General features: G+C 47.4%; 21 protein-coding genes and 1 pseudogene. 9 read left to right on the top strand and 13 right to left on the bottom strand.

What is annotated here, in order from left to right; translation table 11 throughout:
* Nucleotide 1: 1 nt before the first annotated feature.
* Genes sctE through sctW form a run of 11 tightly spaced genes read right to left on the bottom strand, consistent with a single transcriptional unit; the run spans nt 2 to nt 7,792 of the window.
* Nucleotides 2–1,240, bottom strand: a complete 1,239-nt coding sequence (gene sctE, locus EAE90_RS00280; protein ID WP_214051762.1) for a type III secretion system translocon subunit SseC family protein — start codon at nt 1,238–1,240, stop codon at nt 2–4.
* Nucleotides 1,224–1,730, bottom strand: coding sequence for a SycD/LcrH family type III secretion system chaperone (locus EAE90_RS00275; RefSeq protein WP_036809084.1), 507 nt, complete (start codon nt 1,728–1,730; stop codon nt 1,224–1,226). Before EAE90_RS00275 ends, sctE begins: the two co-directional genes overlap by 17 nt.
* Nucleotides 1,731–1,739: 9 nt before the next feature.
* Complete coding sequence (locus tag EAE90_RS00270; protein WP_214051761.1) at nt 1,740–2,714, bottom strand: virulence-associated V antigen; 975 nt, start codon at nt 2,712–2,714, stop codon at nt 1,740–1,742.
* A gap of 11 nt (nt 2,715–2,725) precedes the next feature.
* The gene (locus EAE90_RS00265; RefSeq protein ID WP_036775316.1) at nt 2,726–3,004 is read right to left on the bottom strand and encodes an LcrG family type III secretion system chaperone; all 279 of its coding nucleotides are present in this window, start codon (nt 3,002–3,004) and stop codon (nt 2,726–2,728) included.
* Nucleotides 3,005–3,044: 40 nt separating this feature from the next.
* Entirely contained in the window at nt 3,045–3,479 is a 435-nt protein-coding gene (locus EAE90_RS00260; protein WP_214051760.1) for an LcrR family type III secretion system chaperone, read from the bottom strand.
* Nucleotides 3,476–5,593: a type III secretion system export apparatus subunit SctV gene (gene sctV / locus EAE90_RS00255; protein WP_214051759.1), complete on the bottom strand. Its 2,118-nt coding sequence runs from the start codon at nt 5,591–5,593 to the stop codon at nt 3,476–3,478. The genes EAE90_RS00260 and sctV overlap by 4 nt, the downstream gene beginning before the upstream one ends.
* The gene (gene sctY / locus EAE90_RS00250; RefSeq protein WP_036775309.1) at nt 5,590–5,919 is read right to left on the bottom strand and encodes a type III secretion system chaperone SctY; all 330 of its coding nucleotides are present in this window, start codon (nt 5,917–5,919) and stop codon (nt 5,590–5,592) included. The genes sctV and sctY overlap by 4 nt, the downstream gene beginning before the upstream one ends.
* A gap of 2 nt (nt 5,920–5,921) precedes the next feature.
* Nucleotides 5,922–6,287 carry a YscX family type III secretion system protein SctX gene (gene sctX / locus EAE90_RS00245; protein ID WP_088373375.1) on the bottom strand — a complete coding sequence of 122 codons (366 nt, stop codon included), beginning with the start codon at nt 6,285–6,287 and terminating at the stop codon, nt 5,922–5,924.
* Complete coding sequence (gene sycN / locus EAE90_RS00240) at nt 6,284–6,655, bottom strand: type III secretion chaperone SycN (protein ID WP_036775306.1); 372 nt, start codon at nt 6,653–6,655, stop codon at nt 6,284–6,286. Before sycN ends, sctX begins: the two co-directional genes overlap by 4 nt.
* Nucleotides 6,652–6,939 (bottom strand): TyeA family type III secretion system gatekeeper subunit, encoded by a 288-nt coding sequence (locus tag EAE90_RS00235; protein WP_214051758.1) that lies wholly within the window; start codon nt 6,937–6,939, stop codon nt 6,652–6,654. The genes sycN and EAE90_RS00235 overlap by 4 nt, the downstream gene beginning before the upstream one ends.
* The gene (gene sctW, locus EAE90_RS00230; RefSeq protein WP_214051757.1) at nt 6,920–7,792 is read right to left on the bottom strand and encodes a type III secretion system gatekeeper subunit SctW; all 873 of its coding nucleotides are present in this window, start codon (nt 7,790–7,792) and stop codon (nt 6,920–6,922) included. Before sctW ends, EAE90_RS00235 begins: the two co-directional genes overlap by 20 nt.
* 308 nt (nt 7,793–8,100) lie before the next feature.
* On the opposite strand from sctW, the gene sctN reads away from it, so the two are divergent.
* The 8 genes from sctN to sctU are packed head-to-tail and all read left to right on the top strand — an operon-like array spanning nt 8,101 to nt 14,768.
* Complete coding sequence (gene sctN / locus EAE90_RS00225; RefSeq protein WP_214051756.1) at nt 8,101–9,423, top strand: type III secretion system ATPase SctN; 1,323 nt, start codon at nt 8,101–8,103, stop codon at nt 9,421–9,423.
* Nucleotides 9,423–9,884 (top strand): type III secretion protein, encoded by a 462-nt coding sequence (locus tag EAE90_RS00220; RefSeq protein WP_214051755.1) that lies wholly within the window; start codon nt 9,423–9,425, stop codon nt 9,882–9,884. Before sctN ends, EAE90_RS00220 begins: the two co-directional genes overlap by 1 nt.
* Nucleotides 9,885–9,895: 11 nt before the next feature.
* Nucleotides 9,896–11,086: a type III secretion system needle length determinant gene (locus EAE90_RS00215; RefSeq protein ID WP_214051754.1), complete on the top strand. Its 1,191-nt coding sequence runs from the start codon at nt 9,896–9,898 to the stop codon at nt 11,084–11,086.
* Complete coding sequence (gene sctQ, locus EAE90_RS00210) at nt 11,083–12,012, top strand: type III secretion system cytoplasmic ring protein SctQ (RefSeq protein WP_214051753.1); 930 nt, start codon at nt 11,083–11,085, stop codon at nt 12,010–12,012. The genes EAE90_RS00215 and sctQ overlap by 4 nt, the downstream gene beginning before the upstream one ends.
* A complete protein-coding gene (gene sctR / locus EAE90_RS00205) occupies nt 12,009–12,662 on the top strand; it encodes a type III secretion system export apparatus subunit SctR (protein ID WP_214051752.1) in 654 nt (217 codons plus the stop codon). Before sctQ ends, sctR begins: the two co-directional genes overlap by 4 nt.
* Nucleotides 12,663–12,664: 2 nt before the next feature.
* Nucleotides 12,665–12,931, top strand: coding sequence for a type III secretion system export apparatus subunit SctS (gene sctS, locus EAE90_RS00200; protein ID WP_049582485.1), 267 nt, complete (start codon nt 12,665–12,667; stop codon nt 12,929–12,931).
* Entirely contained in the window at nt 12,928–13,716 is a 789-nt protein-coding gene (gene sctT, locus EAE90_RS00195; RefSeq protein ID WP_214051751.1) for a type III secretion system export apparatus subunit SctT, read from the top strand. The genes sctS and sctT overlap by 4 nt, the downstream gene beginning before the upstream one ends.
* A complete protein-coding gene (gene sctU / locus EAE90_RS00190) occupies nt 13,713–14,768 on the top strand; it encodes a type III secretion system export apparatus subunit SctU (protein WP_214051750.1) in 1,056 nt (351 codons plus the stop codon). Before sctT ends, sctU begins: the two co-directional genes overlap by 4 nt.
* 15 nt (nt 14,769–14,783) lie before the next feature.
* Here the strand turns inward: sctU and EAE90_RS00185 are convergent.
* Together EAE90_RS00185 and EAE90_RS00180 are read right to left on the bottom strand one after the other, a co-directional pair.
* Nucleotides 14,784–15,062, bottom strand: a pseudogene (locus EAE90_RS00185) (amino acid permease); the annotation flags it as partial.
* Between the two features lie 126 nt (nt 15,063–15,188).
* Nucleotides 15,189–15,680, bottom strand: a complete 492-nt coding sequence (locus EAE90_RS00180) for a GNAT family N-acetyltransferase (protein ID WP_214051749.1) — start codon at nt 15,678–15,680, stop codon at nt 15,189–15,191.
* 156 nt (nt 15,681–15,836) lie between these two features.
* On the opposite strand from EAE90_RS00180, the gene EAE90_RS00175 reads away from it, so the two are divergent.
* On the top strand, nt 15,837–16,865 hold the full coding sequence (locus EAE90_RS00175; protein WP_214051748.1) for a LysR family transcriptional regulator: 1,029 nt from the start codon (nt 15,837–15,839) through the stop codon (nt 16,863–16,865).
* The last annotated feature ends 515 nt before the right edge of the window (nt 16,866–17,380 follow it).

The following is a 17,380-nucleotide window of genomic DNA, read 5'->3' as shown; positions in this document are numbered from 1 at the left end:
CCTAAATTTCCTGTGGTCGGCTGGCAAGGTTATTTATCATGTCTCCCCTGGCATTAAGCATCTGGAAAATCATTTCCATCACATGTTGGAAAGACTCTACCAGTTGGGACAACTCCTCTTTGAGCCTGTCCATAACAGCCTGAAATGCGGTCAATTCGCTACGTGAAAGCTGTACATCAGCTTGTCGGTTAGCCGCTTTACTCTGGAAGGCAGCATTGGTAGTTTGAGCAGCGCCATTAGCAACATCAACCACCAAATCACTCACCTGCATACCCACTTTCAAGCTACGAGCCATAGTATTTGCCGCCGTACCAGCAACTTTTGCAGAAAACTCCGCCGCCTTTACTGCGACTTTGGATGCTACTTCAGCTGCTACCTTAGCCCCTACCTCTACAACTTTACTACCAAGCTTAGATGCCACGTCAGCAACTGCTTTGCCCATCTTAGCGCCCATCTTGGCTATCATTCCGACTGCTGAACCACCGAAACTGACCGCCGCCGCGGCCACCGCCATCGTAATCTCAATCGCTGTTATGACTGGCCCTAGCCATTTCATGGTTTCCTTGCTGATTAAACCATCTTGAGCCGCTTGTTGTAGACTCTGAGAGACCACGCCCATTACCCCTCCGGCAATCAGCAAAGCGCCGGCTACCGCCCCAACACCAGTAGCAACCATAATTGCGCCAACCACAATTGAAGCAATCGCACTAATCCAGCCAAAGATCTTAGAAAACAATCCAGATTTCTGCGCCTCTTTGGCAGAATTTTCAGCTTCTTTAATCTTCTGTTGGTTCTCATCCATTTTCTGCAAGCTTTGCTGACATGCTCGCTGGATATCTTGGATTTTGAGATTCGTCTGATTACGATCAAGCTCGCTGGTCAATTTGCCCAATTCAATCTCTATCGCCTCAGATGAAGCAAACACTAGAGAGGACAACCGCGAAGTTGTTTCTGTCAGCTTTGCTGTCAGTTCCTTTATCAGCCCTGTTGCCTGCTTAGCCTCTTGCATAATCGATTCGAGCTTAGCCATTTCTTCTCGCCCAAGGTGGGTATTACTCACAGCCAATGGCGCTGGCAATGATACTCCTCGTGACTTAGCGGCATTAGAAGAGAGCCAGTTACCGGCCTGGCTAGGCGTAACGTGCTCCTCGCCTTTAGGAGGTATAGTTGCGAGGATTTCATCAACTTGAAAACTGTCGACCCTCGGTTGAAGAACTTTAGATTCACTGACTTGAACCATTTTCCTGAGTCCTTTTTATTGTGATAGCTTCTAACATTGCACTGGAACTGGCAGCCAAAGCGGCCTGTTCCGGCAAAGCTGCCGCAAGTTGTTGGGCCGAGTAGAAGCCACTCTCAGCCCCATCAAGTTCTCCTAATTGCAGGAGACATTCGGCAGCATGAAATGGAAAACGGGGCTCATTAATATCAAGCATCGCTCCGTAGCTATAGCTTTGAATTGCCTGCTCCAATTGCCCCATAGCCTGACGACATGCGCCCAATCCAAGGAAAAACCGGGAATCATAGTGATCCAACATACACAAAGCCTGGAATATCTTATGTGCATCCTGCCATTTACCTGACTGATATTGGTTGAACGCTAATGAGTAAAGTTGCTCCAACGTATCACTAGAAATATCCTTCAACATGGCAAGAGTGCCGCCATCATGAAGAAAAGATTCCAGTTCTTGTGCATATTGGTCAGAAGTCGTTGATGTTTCTTGATGCTCCATAATCATTCCTTAAATTGCGCCGAGAATATTGCGCATAATGCTGTCATACTTTTGAATAAAACGGTTTAACGCCTCGATAGCCGCGTTATAACGGGAACTAGCCTCATTTAAGCGTGTTGTTTTTTCCTGGACAGTATTGTTTAGTGGATTTACACGATCGTTAACCGAAGTGGAAAAGTTGGCTAACTTATTATTTTCCTTGTCATATTCGTAAGAATTCTCCAGACCTGTCATAGCCCCACTTTGCTTGTCGGAACTTTCTAAGAATGTCTTAATAGAGAGGTCTGATGATCCCTTGGATATCTTATTTAGCAGCTTATATTCAGCACTCTTCTCAAAAGCATCCTTATCACTAAAACCATACTTCGTATGGTCCAGCAAATTGAAAGAGTTATCATCAATATTAAGTTTCTGTTTATCTTTCCCTGCGGATAACTTCGCATTAATCTCCGACTGAATAACACTGTAAATTTTTAACTCTGCGGTCAATGCAGCCAGTTCATCACGCAACTCAAGTCGTTTTTTATCATGACCTGACATAACAGAAACAAATATATCGATTACATCATCATCAAGACGATCCGGTGTTAAATTAAAATGAACCGCAGCCAGAAAATCTCTTAATGTCCAGTCAGTTCCTAATGTCGGGCTATTCAAGAAGGATTTAAGATTATTAATTCCATTCTTTATTTGGCTATCGAAATGACCATCTTTGACAATAGCGTCCGCTGGCAGAAAATAGGCAATCAGTTTTTTCAGGAGTCCTTTTTCATCCTTACCACCTTCAGTAATAACCTGATCGCTAAATATCATCTTATCCCTATTCGGATCATACTTTGCTTCAATCTTGATCTTCTTCTCAAGAATAAGATTAACCAATCCATCAAGCTCCGAAGATCCAGAACCTCGTAATTGCTCTAGCGAAACCCCCTTCAGATCTGTCAAGAAAAGCTGTGGGTCATTTTGATATGGCCTAATTTCCACCTTCAAACTCCTTATACAATAATGCCACGCATACGAGGTGGGCGACGGAGACGCTTTCCCTCTTCCAAAGAGGGAGGTTGGTTGCTTCGTAAGCGATTAACTTCTGTCAGCAACTCTTGCTCAGCATTCCGAACCAAAGTAACGTCAGTATGACCAAACAATTCTGTACCCACACTTGGGTTGATGCCAAGAGACTGCCACATCTCCTGCAATAGTTGCAGTCTGTGATCACTGTCCTTAATGGCTGCCTCAGCAGCTTGCAGTACTTTGGCGTTGGGTTCCTCTTGCATCAGTGATTCCTATAATAAAGAGAGATATCGATTCTTCCTGTCAAAGTTGGACTTTTTTTTGTTGTTTTCTCATTTGATGTAGCGATATAACGCAACTGGCTTCTAACTCGAACCAGCCAGGCGCCACCTCACTCGCGCCAGTCCAGCGATGGTAAAACCGGGCCAAACGTTCATCATTAAGGGGAGAATCAACCAAAGTATTAACTTGACCATAAAGCCGGCCACCCGGCCCAAGTACTGCCATCGTTGCTGTCGCCAACAGATAAAGAGGCGCAAATGGATTAGCAAGCCCTCGGCGCTGCCGGGTACGACGTAACATCACGATCCAAACTCGCGGCGCATCATAACGCCAGGCAATTTCACAGCCTTCATACCACACACGCCAGCCAAGAGGGATCGAGCTACTCCCCATATAATGAGGGTGTACTGAATAACCCCGCTCCTTAAGCCAAGGGGTTAGCGGATCACTATTCATAGACACACTCTACCAAGCGGTTGGATGTTGATCTGTTGAGTCAACTCTTGATACGAAAGCACTGGCAAGCCGTGGTGATCACCTTCAATTAACTTACGGACATAGCGACGAATATCCATTGATACGATCAACACTGGCTTATTCTGCATCTGTGTTAAATCGCCCACTGTTTTCTTCATCTGTTCAAGGAAACTTTGCGTCACCGCCGGGTCCAACGCCAGATAACTACCCGCGCTCGTTTGGCGAATACCACTGCGGATCTGCTCCTCTACCTGTTGATCCAACAAATAGGCGGGCAGGATATTGTTACCATTAGCATACTTGTAACAGATGTAACGCTTGAGACTACTGCGAATATATTCCGTTAATTGCACCACATCTTTTTCCTTCTGCCCCCACACCACCATAGCTTCAAGAATCGTACGTGTATTTCGAATAGAGATGTCCTCTCCAACCAACCGTTGCAATATCTCGGTCATCCGCTGCAATGGAATGATGCGCATGGCCTCCTTGACCAATTCACCATAACTACCCTCCATCTGCTCCAGAAGATAACGGGTTTCCTGTACGCCGATAAAATCTTCGGCATACTCCCGCAGCACATGTGACAAATGCCAAGTGATCACCTGAGACATGGATAAAAACGCCAGCCCGGACTTCACCAAACGCTCTTGATGTGCTTCCGCTACCCACAAGGTAGGTTGATTAGGTAATAGAGGTTCCCCCTCTTCATAAGGGATAGCCAATAGTTCTAACTGACTGACCGGTTCCTGCACCAGCAAATGCGCTGAACGCAACCGACCACGGGCAACAGGCACCTCTTGGAGCTGGATTAAGTATTCCCCTTCCTTCATCCCTTCATTAAAGCGTAGGTGGATACCCGGAAATGGTACGCCTAAATCTAAATAGAGGGCGCGTCGTACCCGTATTAATTCATCATTCAGTGAAATAGCTTCCAGTTCAGCCTGTAATCCCGCATCCACATCAATAAGTAAAGGAACCGTCATCGCAAATTCCTCTTTCTCACCAAGCTTTCCAGCTTTGGCCTTACTGCCGCTCTTGGATTTAGGTTTGGCTGCCGGGGCGCCTGCTCCTTGGGCTAACAGGCTAGGAAGATCCGCCTGCTGGCTGGCGCTGGCTTGTCGCTGGCGTTGAAACAGCAAATAACCGCCACCCGCTACCACCAGTGCAAGCATTAGGAAGGTTAATGTGGGGAATCCGGGAATCAGACCAAATAGCACCAATAAAACACCGCCAATCAGCAATGCCTTTGGTTGGGCAACGACCTGCTCGCCGATCTCATTACCCAAATCCGAAGCATCTTCCGACGAAACGCGCGTAACAATGATACCTGCGGTGATAGCGATCAACAGTGCCGGAACCTGAGAGACCATACCGTCACCAACGGTCAAAATGGCGTAGAGCTGCAACGCATCAGCCGCCGACATCCCTTTCTGGGTGACGCCTATGGTTATCCCGCCCAAAATGTTGACAAAGATGATAAGGAGGCTCGCAATCGCATCACCCTTAACAAATTTCATCGCACCATCCATCGAACCAAACATCTGGCTCTCTTTTTCGATAATGCTGCGCCTCTCTCTGGCTTCATTGACGTCAATAACGCCGGCACGCATATCTCCGTCGATACTCATCTGCTTACCGGGCATGGCATCAAGGGAAAAACGGGCGCTCACCTCAGCTACACGCTCCGAACCTTTAGTTATGACGATAAATTGTACAATAGTGATGATCAGAAAGATCACTATCCCGACAATCAGATTGCCGCCGACAACGAAATTACCAAAGGTATAGACTATCTTACCGGCATCGGCTTGCAGGAGGATCATCCGGGTGGTACTGACGGAAAGCGCCAAACGAAATAGCGTTGTCACCAACAAGACCGCCGGAAAAGCAGAAAACTGTAAAGGGGAATTGATATAGACGGCCATCATCATGAGCACCACAGAGATGGTCATATTAATGGCGATCAAAATGTCAAGCAGGATAGGCGGAAGCGGCAACACCATCATGAAGACCACGGCCAGCAACAAGATTGCTAACATGATGTCTTTACGCTCGCCAATCAGACGCAATAATTCCAACCCACGGCTCATAATAGGGCCCCTTGAGCAAGATAACGCTGATAAGCACTGCGTGCTTCTTCCAGATTCCCTTCCTGTTGACAAGCGCGGCTCACACAAAGCCAGAGGGCAGCGCTTTGTTCACCCTGCTCTTGTAAGAGGGCGCAATGCTCTTTTGCCATGCTCCCCTCTTGCAGTTTAAGTAATGAAACCACCAAGGCGCGGCGCCCTTCCTGATGTTCAGGATGCAAAGCCAGTAATGCATCTAATAAAATACGCGCTCGGTCAGGATGACCGTATTGAAGTTGGAGCCAGCCGAGCAGCAACAGGGCGCTCTGCTGTTTAACACTGAGAGTCATGGTCATACCTTGTGCAACAGGTGCAGAGCCATCTGCAACAACTGTTCATCTTGATTCATTTTTTCCAACAGGGAGACAGCATGCTGTACCCTGACGTCATTATCTTGTTGCAAAATTGTACGCAGACTACTAACCGCCTGACGAAAATCATGTGGACGCAACAGAGAGTGAAACCCATCTTGCGGGCAAGCGAAAGCCAACAAAGCCTGATCAGCCTTGTTAGCGGGATAAAGACGTGCAGAGTGAGTCTCAACGGATTGACCATCGGGCAATAATGCGTAGCGATCAGGTAAACTAACCCCTATCTCTTCCCGACTGATCGCCGTTAGTTGTTCAATTCCTATATGGGCGGCAGCGATTTTGCTCACGAAGCGAGCACCTCTCGCTGTACTCTTAACAAAGAGCGAAATGCCTGATGCAGCAAGGGCAAGGTTATCTCTCGTTCATCCAGTGTCACAAACAATAACAGGCGATCTTCCCCCAACCAGCCACAACGCAAAGGCAATTCAGGCCCCTGACCACTGAAAGTGAGCAACATCGCCTTAACCATGACCTCTTTTCCCTGATGCCAAGGAATTTCGCGGGCCAGCCAAAGTGTTAATGCGCCGCCATAGCGCTCAATTTGTAACGTACCAGAATACTCAAAATCGATTTGGATCAAGGGGCTAGAAACATCAGACATCTCCATACCCAAATCCTGACAAAACTGGAGTAACTGTGGCTCTATCCAGTTCATGATGTTCCCTCTCCCGACCACAATTCGTCTTCTTCTTTCTCAATTGCTGTATCCAGCGCCAGTTGACAAGCATTAAGCAAATTTTGGCGCTGTTCTTCATCACTGAACACTTCCACCGGAATCAAGCGAATCAATCGCTTCAATTCGCGGTAGAAATGAATTTGAGTTTGGCTATCCTGCAATCCCAAAGCATGACCGAGCATTTCAATATCCCGCACATTGGCCCAACGTTTCTCAACCAGAGAAACGACATCCCCCATAAGGTCAGAAGGCCCGTATGCCATGACTTTCCCCCTCTATCACGCTTTTCCATAACTGCTCAACCTGAACTGACAAACTGTTAAGCAAACGGAGTTTATGCATGTCGCTCATTACACGTTCCAACTTAATCGGATCAAGTTGCCGCTGTTGGCTGTCCAGATCAGCGCTCAAGGCTTTCATGATGAATCCGGTGACTTCCATCAGGGAACTACTCTTGAAATTGGATTGAATATCCCGCCAGGCAGCCGACAACCCTTGATAATCCATCACGGCATCACGATAGATGTTGCGCAATGCTTGCAAGTTGCCGACCCCATTTCTCGCGGCTGTCGTGGCATCAGGTGTAATGCGGGCTCCCAACTCGATAGCAATCCCTTGCTCTTGCGCTAAACGTGACAACTCCTGGTCAATCAATGTCAATATGGCATGTGCCTCTGGCCTGCCAGCCAGCGCATCACGGGCCTGACTCAGCGCATAAAATTGCTCACTCACTTCGCCAGAGAAACTTTCCAGATAAGCCTGCAACTGAGCAATATTCGTCAGTTGAGCGCTATTTAAGTGAGAGATTAATGCCTTGACCTTTTGTTGACGCTCCAAATCCGGCACCTTCTGCAAATATTCACCCACCAGCGCCTCAATTTCTCGCACCCTGGCATGCCCATCGCTAACTTTACGCTTGGAGAGCGGCATATCTTTGCGCTCCGAAAATGCGAAGGTCAGCTCTTCAGCCGCATCAGCAAAAGATTGGGATGCCGATACCAGCACCACTTTCTCTCCCTGAAATTGACCAACCTTGGCCTGCTCCTGTTGTGCGGTCCCCCCGGTACCCGGTTCTGATAAAGTTATCGAATGAAGATGATTCTGGATAATATCCATAGTCTACCTTGTCATATCAGAGTTAATAATGAACAAATTATAAAGATACCGTCCCAGAGCCTATGCCAAAATCAGTCGTGAATTTTTAGCAAAATCCGTCGTAACCCAAGGCACAGCCCCATTGATCTGGTGTAAGGCGCATCAAACATGATCAATACGCCGTGAACAAAGAATAGGAAACCTCACCGATAAAGCAGAGAACATCCAGACAAACTCCAACTATTTTCTAAAAACTCCCGACTCAGGTTGCAATCCCTCCCCCCTCTCCCTTCTTTATAGTATTTGCAGCAGAGGTTATATAAACGATCATGAAGCTTTCCCTTGACCATATTCCCGGCCAAATGCGCCACGCCATTAATGAATGCCGGCTAATTCAGATTCGCGGCAGGGTTACACAGGTCACAGGTACACTACTTAAAGCCGTTATTCCTGGTGTACGGATAGGTGAACTTTGTCACTTACGCAATCCTGACAACACGCTGTCGCTTTTAGCGGAGGTGATTGGATTCCAACAACACCAAGCCTTGTTGACTCCACTTGGTGAGATGTTTGGTATCTCTTCAAATACCGAAGTGAGTCCAACCGGAGCCATGCACCAAGTTGGCGTAGGCGATTACCTGTTAGGACAAGTCCTTGATGGGCTAGGTAATCCGTTTTCCGGCGGCCAATTGCCAGAACCGCAAGCCTGGTATCCAGTTTACCGGGATGCCCCGGCTCCCATGAGTCGTAAACGGATTGAACACCCGCTTTCACTCGGCGTGCGTGCTATTGACGGCCTACTCACTTGCGGTGAAGGCCAACGTATGGGGATTTTTGCCGCGGCTGGCGGCGGAAAAAGTACACTGCTATCTACGTTGATTCGTAGCGCCGAAGTTGATGTTACCGTGCTGGCGCTCATCGGTGAACGTGGCCGTGAAGTGCGGGAATTTATTGAATCAGATCTCGGTGAAGAGGGACTAAAACGCTCAGTGCTGGTGGTCGCGACCTCAGATCGTCCGGCAATGGAGCGAGCTAAAGCAGGGTTTGTCGCCACATCAATCGCTGAATATTTTCGCGACCAAGGCAAACGTGTACTTCTATTGATGGATTCTGTCACCCGTTTCGCCCGTGCACAACGAGAAATAGGTTTAGCGGCTGGCGAACCGCCAACCCGACGAGGTTATCCCCCGTCAGTGTTCGCTGCTTTGCCACGATTAATGGAACGTGCCGGTCAATCGGACAAAGGTTCGATTACCGCCCTTTATACCGTATTGGTGGAAGGCGATGACATGACAGAACCCGTGGCAGATGAGACCCGCTCTATCCTTGATGGTCACATTATTTTGTCACGCAAGCTGGCCGCAGCTAATCATTATCCAGCTATCGATGTGTTACGTTCCGCTAGCAGGGTGATGAATCAAATCATCACCCCTGAACATCAGGCTCAAGCTGGTCTGTTGCGCAATTGGTTAGCTAAATATGAAGAGGTTGAGCTTTTGTTGCAGATTGGAGAGTACCAAAAGGGGCAAGATCCCGTTGCTGACAATGCCATTGCTCGCATTGAAGCAATACGTAATTGGTTACGCCAAGGCACCCATGAGCCAAGCGATTTATCCCAAACTTTAGCGCTATTACAACAGATAACAAAATAATGATTAGCCGTTTACAACGCATAAAAGCCTTACGAGTCGAACGCGCTGAAAAACACTTTTCCCAGCAACAAGCGAAACTGCAAACGGCCCGTCAAAACCATCAACAGGCTTTGCAAACCTTGCAAGATTACTGTCAATGGCGAATAGAAGAAGAACAACGGCTTTTTGCACTGTGTCAGGGCCAACCTATTGACCGTAAAGGTCTTGAACGTTGGCAACAACAAGTTGCCCTGTTACGCGAAAATGAAGCGCAACTGGAAAAGCAACTGGCTGAAATGAAAGAAAAAGTGGAGCAGGAACTGCGTCAATTACAAGAGTGTCAACGTGTACTGCACCACGCACGCCAACAGCAAGAAAAATTTAATGAATTGGGTCGTCAGCAACAAGAGGCGATCCGTGCCCAAGGTGAATACCAGGAAGAGCTGGAACAAGAAGAGTTCCATCGCCAGGAAAGAGTGTAAAACAGAAGAGTATGAACCCACTGACAGCTATCGGCAAAGGTGTCTCCTCCCTCCCAACGTCGTCTCCCGCAGAGGCAGACGCAGATTTGCAACGCCGTTTCGAGCAAGCTATCACCTCTCATGCCGCTAACACGCGCCAGTTAACCACACGGCGGACGGAACAACCGTTAACTAACACGACGACAAATAGTAAAACCGCAGATCCGCATGCTACACATGACTCAGATGAGGAGCATCCACTATTTGACTCTCTCCAACCGGCCATTGATGATCCGCGCAAGCAAGCCTTACTATTGTCAGGTCATGACATGCCTGCGCTGCCTCAAAATCAGAAAAAAAGCTTATCGGCCTCTGGTCATCACCTTAGTGAGATCGCTCGCGAGATGAAGGAGTCTCTGCCAACCCTCGAAGCCCCAATACCTCAGCCAAACCCAAATACCTTGTCTGATTCTGGCCTAAAACCGGTTGATATCACTGTGACTTCTCATCCTGGCACAACTAATCCTGACACAACAATGACGCCTGTTCAGCAAGATGCAAACGATGAACTGACATATCAGGCAGTGATGCAAACAACACCTGGCCGATCCCCATCTCAGCCAGACACACAACGCGGTACTCCTCCTCACCAACAGACAGACTCGACTTTACCTATACCTGCCCGCCATGCCGACGAAATCAACATAGCGGAAAGAAAAACACTCGCTGAAACCGAGAATGACCATTTGTTGATATCAAAGCCAAAAGAGTCTGACTCGCAATCCTCTTACTCTGGCGGATCAGACGGGAAAGTACCTTTTTTCCCACAAGCACAACTCCTGCCAGGGGAGCGTATTCTTGCCACGATGCAAGCAACTTCAACCATATCTCCCCTCTTGGAGGCGTTGATCGACAAACTGAGTGTAGAGATCAGTATTGAGCTAACCCAACAGCCGCGTCCGGCAACATTACACCTAACGCTCCCTAGTCTGGGGGCGCTTGAGATCCAACTCACCAATGAGCATGGCACACTTCAAATAGAGATTTTAGCGAATCCCGCAGCTCAACAACTGCTGAAACAAGCACGCTTTGAACTGATTGAGCGTTTACAACTTCTCTATCCAACACAAACTGTCGAACTCTCCCTTCCGTCTCAAACGGATAGTGAACACGGCTCGCGTCAACGTCGCAGCGTATACGAAGAATGGAAAAAAGATGCATGAATAGCCTGACCTTATCCAAAGTTTCATCGGAAGAATTAACGCTGCATCAGACCCTAAGTCGCCACCAGCAACAATTTAGTTGGGATAATAGCCATCTCTCCCTGGATGTGGCTCCCCCTCCCCAAACGTTGGACAGGATACTGATCGCCCATTGGCAAGGGCAAACTTTTTCCTTTTACTGCCATGCAGCCGAGCTAGCGTTGTGGCTCGCTCCTGATCTACAACAAGCGGATCTCAACTCGCTCCCTCAAGATCTGCTGTTAGCATTGCTGGAATATCAGAGCAGCGTGCTTCCCACTCTATCGTGGTCAGCACTGCGTACCACATCAGAACGCCCCTTGTCAGCTTGCTTGCGACTACTCCTTGAACGGCCGGGAGCCACATTGCCGCTCTGGTTATCAGAGCCATCCCCCTTAATTGCTATATTGCCAGAACGTCAACCTGACGAGCGCCTGTCTATTCCATTACGGCTTTCTCTGCAATGGGGGGCAATAACCCTAACTTTAGACGCATTTCGCACCCTGGAATCAGGAGATGTGCTACTACTACCCCCACAGCAACAACCAGATGCCCCTTTGTTAGCATATCTGGAAGGACGCCCTTGGGCCTACTTTAAATCCCATGACCATAAACTGGAGTTAATCACTATGCACCCCCTCTCTCCTGACAATTCTGACAACACTCTGCCGGTAACAGACTTAAACGACCTGGAAGTTCATGTCAGTTTCGAAGTAGGCCGTCAGACACTGGATCTACAGACACTCACCAGTCTGCAATCTGGTTCATTACTCGATCTTGGCGTTCCCTCAGACGGTGTAGTACGTATTCTTGTCAATCAGAAATGCCTGGGTTCAGGACGGTTGGTCGATATTGAGGGGCGTCTGGGAGTAAGAGTCGAACATCTCTCCGTGGAGAAACAATCATGATCCAGTTACCGAATGAATTGGATCTCATCATCGGTCTGGCTTTGCTGGCACTGCTGCCCTTTATTGCGGTGATGGCAACCTCTTTTCTCAAACTATCCGTGGTATTTTCCTTACTGCGTAACGCGTTGGGCGTACAGCAGATCCCACCTAACATGGCTATGTACGGATTGGCGATTATCCTCACTATTTATGTGATGGCTCCGGTGGGTTTCGCCACACAAGATTACCTGCGTCAAAATGAAGTTTCATTCAGCAATGCACAATCAGTAGAGAAATTTGTGGAAGAGGGCCTGACACCTTACCGGAATTTTCTCAAACAACATATTAAGCCCAGTGAGCGCACTTTCTTTATCGACAGTACCCGACAAATCTGGCCGAGCCAGTATGCGGATCGGCTAGAACCAGACAGCCTGTTGATACTGTTGCCTGCCTTTACAGTCAGTGAATTAACCCGAGCTTTTGAAATTGGGTTTCTGCTTTATCTGCCGTTTATTGCAATCGATCTCATTATTTCTAACATTCTGCTCGCAATGGGAATGATGATGGTCTCTCCAATGACTATCTCTCTTCCTTTCAAGTTACTGTTATTTGTTCTGCTTGATGGCTGGACGCGCCTGACCCACGGCCTTGTTATCAGTTACGGAGATTAAATATGAGTAATGCTGATATTTTGCATTTCACCAGCCAATCGCTCTGGCTAGTGTTAATCCTTTCCCTGCCACCGGTACTCATGGCTGCGGCCGTGGGAACATTGGTTTCGCTAATCCAAGCGCTCACCCAAATACAAGAACAAACGCTAGGTTTTGTTATTAAATTAGTTGCGGTCATCATCACCCTGTTCGCTACAGCTACCTGGCTTGGCAACGAACTCTATAGCTTTGCCAACATGACTTTTCTTAAGGTGCCGCTGATCAAATGACCTTACCAGAGCTCCAGCAGCAAATGTTGGCTTATACCCTGCTATTACCGCGCATCATGAGCTGCTTTGTGATATTCCCTGTGCTCAGCAAACAGATGCTAGGTGGTGGGTTAATCCGCAACGGCGTGGCTTGTTCACTGGCTCTCTATGCTTACCCAACCGTAGCTGGCAACCCACTGCCCACATTGGGTAGCCTGGAATTGACGCTGTTGCTCGGTAAAGAGGTCCTGCTTGGTTTGCTCATTGGCTTTATCGCTTCTATCCCATTTTGGGCGATGGAAGCCACCGGTTTTATTATAGATAACCAACGGGGAGCAACAATGGCGTCAGTGCTCAACCCATCCTTGGGCAGTCAAACTTCACCCACAGGTCTGTTATTGACTCAAACACTGATCACACTTTTTTTCTCCGGCGGCGCTTTTCTTAGTCTGCTTGGAGCCCTATTTCAGAGCTATAACAGTTGGCCGGTAACGCAATTTTTCCCCCAAATTACCAACCAGTGGCTCCATTTTTTCTACGGCCAGTTCAGTTATCTGCTGCAACTCTGCGCCCTGATGGCCGCCCCTTTATTAGTTGCCATGTTTCTGGCCGAGTTCGGGCTGGCGCTGATTAGCCGCTTCGCTCCTTCTCTTAACGTTTTCGTGTTAGCAATGCCGATCAAAAGCGCAATTGCCAGCCTGTTATTGGTTATCTATATCCAGTTATTGATGCACCATGCCTATGATAAGGTGCTGTTAATTCTCTCCCCAGTACACATGTTAATCCCTATCCTGGAGGCGCCATGAGTGGAGAAAAGACTGAAAAACCTACCCCTAAGAAACTCAGAGATGCCCGGAAAAAAGGCCAAGTAACCAAAAGTAACGAAGTCGTCTCAACCTCCTTAATCTTGGGGTTAATCGGCATGATGATGGTCATGTCTGAATACTATTTGGAGCATCTGAGTAAACTGATGCTGATCCCGGCTAATTTGCTAGATAAACCCTTTCCCCAAGCCTTAAACCATGTGGTTGAAAACCTGATGCAGGAGCTGGTCTACCTCTGCCTGCCAATTCTAAGCGTTTCCGCTTTGCTATCGCTGGCTTCACACTTCGCCCAATATGGTTTTCTACTTAGTGGACATTCCATCAAACCTGATATTAAAAAAATCAACCCAGTTGAAGGCGCTAAGAGAATCTTCTCTATCAAGAGTCTGGTGGAATTCATCAAATCGATACTTAAAGTGGGGCTGCTCTGTACCTTGGTTTGGGTGACTTTGGCAGGCAATCTACAAGCGCTACTGAACCTACCGGAATGTGGGGAACAATGCATTATCCCTGTACTCGGAACAATGTTAACCCAACTCATGACGGTATGTGGTATGGGGCTTATCGTGATCTCTATTGCCGATTATGCCTTTGAACACTACCAACATATTAAACAGCTTAGAATGAGCAAAGACGAGATCAAACGGGAATATAAAGAGAGTGAAGGCAGCCCAGAGATCAAAAGTAAGCGACGTCAATTTCACCAAGAATTACAATCAAGCAATATGCGTGCTAGCGTCAAGAACTCATCAGTGATTGTCGCCAACCCAACTCACATTGCAGTGGGTATCCGTTACAAGAAAGGGGAGACACCGTTACCCCTTATCACGCTCAAGTTCACCGATGCTCAGGCCCTACAAGTTCGACGTATTGCCGAAGAGGAAGGTATTCCGGTATTACAACGCATTCCTCTGGCGCGAGCGCTTTATCAGGATGGCCTGATAGACCAATATATTCCTGCTGATCTTATCCAAGCTACCGCAGAAGTTTTGCGCTGGCTAGAACAGTGGCAAGATCGTGCTCCTGAGCCGTAACCCGCCCTCAAACATGTTAAGCAACCACATATATACGGAGGCGTTATCAAACATAGAGGACAAAAAGCATAACGCTAAACCACCGCCGTCGCCAGGAGAGCGAACAGCGGAACGCCGTTACGCATTAAGAGCATTAAAGAAGGCTGGCGCTTTCCCCTCATGTGCCAGATTAAATAGCATGCGCGTCGAGGCATACAGCCCGGAATTACCCGCAGACACAACTGATGTGAGAATGACGGCATTCATCACGGCTGCCGCAGAAAGCAACCCGGCATTACGGAAAACCAGTTTAAAGTGCAAGTGCGCCAGAAACGGGCATAAATGCGGCCAGTTCGTCTAGTCAGATGTTGCGGTAATGCGGACCTGAAATTAACGAAAATAGAGAGTTACAGGGGCTATATAACCCCTGCCTGGGAAAAATCAAAGGGTCATCATCATTTCATGCCAGGCCATCCCACCATGATCGGATGTGGACGGCTTGATGTACTGATAGCCAAAGTGAGAATACAGATCGACATGGCGATCCTTGCACATTAGATGAATCGTCTCTTTATTCATAGACTTCATATGTGACACGAATTCGCGCATCAACAAGGATGAATAGCCTTTACCCTGGAAGTCAGGGTGAACCACAACAGACATAATTACTGCGTTTGGCGCAGCCGCATCGTGTCCCACGAGTTGTTTGAACTCTTCGTCAGACATAACAACTTCCCAGGCACAACCTGCATTGATAAAGCCGATGACCTCACCGTCATTTTCCATGCACAGGAAGCCTTCCGGGTAAAGGTCAATGCGGGTAGCAATTTTTTCTCGTGTAGCGGCTTCATCACCTTCATAAGCAGTAATTTCAATCTCATAGCAACGATCAACGTCGGCGGGAGTAGCCTGACGGAAAACTGGGTTAAACATGCTTTTGCCTCTTCATAAATCATCTCAATCAGAATAGTACCTTTTTCATAGCATGTTTACGCTGCATTTTCTGCAATGTTAAAATGCATACTCTGCATTCAATATTTCATGCTTGGATACTTACGCTACGCTCTTTTCCTGGAGACACTGAAAACCATGCACTCACTTTTACGTAAGCTTGATCTTAATCTGCTGCTGGTCTTCGATTCTTTGTACCGGCACGGCAGCGTAACTGACGCAGCCAGTGAAGTTGCCCTTAGCCCTTCGGCGTTGAGCCATGCTCTGAATCGCCTTAGAGTTTCTCTTGAAGACCCCCTGTTTGTTCGTGCCAGGGGACGAATGGTACCGACTGCAAAAGCAGAAAGTATTGCCGCAAGGATTTCAGGCGCTCTGGGTAGTCTTTCTTCCTGCCTCCACAAACAAGACGTTTTTGAACCAGAAAAAAGCACGGAAACATTTACATTTGCGGCTACAGATTACACCGCAGGCATCATCCTGCCGGCGCTGATATCACGCGTTAATCATCTGTCCCCAGGCATCACCATCAAGCTGATTTATTCACGGGATTTTAATGCCGACGAGGATCTTATATCCGGCAAAGTGGATTTTGCACTGGGGTTTGAGGAGGAACAAAAGATGCCCCGCCGGGGCATAGAAGCGATTACCTGCTTTACAGACGATTACGTAGTCGCCGCCCGTCGAGGGCACCCTGATATCAAAGAAACGCTCACACAAGAGATGTATCTTAACGCCGGGCACGTTGTGGTGCGCCCGTGGCTTGAGTCACGAGGTGTTATCGATTGCTATCTGGAAAGTCAGCAAGTCAGACGCCGCATCATGGTGGAGCTGCCCAGCCTGATGATCGCCCCATTCATTGTCTCTCACACCGATCTGGTTATTACCCTGCCCAAAAGGGGAATATCTTCCGTCTTTGATATGAAAGATCTGATTGTTTTTGCTCCCCCATTCCCCACGCCGCAGTACATACTAAAGGCCTACTACAGCCCTGCGTTATGCAACTCTCCAGGGCATTTATGGATGAGGGAGCAAATTATGACGATATGCAATCCTGAAATGCCGGTTATGCCAACGAATGCAATCGATCAAGCCCCTGACGTAAATCAGTGCTCAAATCTTCTGTATCTTCCAGATCTATCTGCTGGCGGAGCGTTTACAGCCAGTTAATACAGTGGTTTTCAAAGTGATCTGAACGGGCAGAGGCTGTTCTGAGCAATCATTCTGGATGATCCGCTCTGATGCCACTTCTGCTTTGCGTTGACAAGCCTGTCCTCAAACAGCGTTTTTTGACAGTCAAACTGCATATATGAATTGAGCATTGGCATTTAAAGCATTTCGCCAATGCTCAATATAAACGAAATATAATTCAGATTCGCTTCTTAATTATTACCATTCAATTACATAATAACAACAAATTTAATATAAATAAAAATTACTGCTAATAACCCAACATTCCTTAAACAATATTATAATAAACAATCCAATTCAGTTAGGTTGATTCTCCCTTTTTATCGATTGATCAAATCGTTGAAACCAGATTGAATTTATTATTAAGTGATTTATATTACACGTAGCCATTTAGATTTCACTTTGCCTTGGCTTCTATACCTGTTAATTCGTTAATATTGCTCTAGCTATTACTCATTACAATTACTAACGTATTATGAATAATCAATAGATTT

The organism is Photorhabdus caribbeanensis, from assembly GCF_018448885.1.
Classification (GTDB): Bacteria; Pseudomonadota; Gammaproteobacteria; order Enterobacterales; family Enterobacteriaceae; genus Photorhabdus; species Photorhabdus caribbeanensis.
This window is presented reverse-complemented; position numbering and strand designations above follow the sequence as displayed.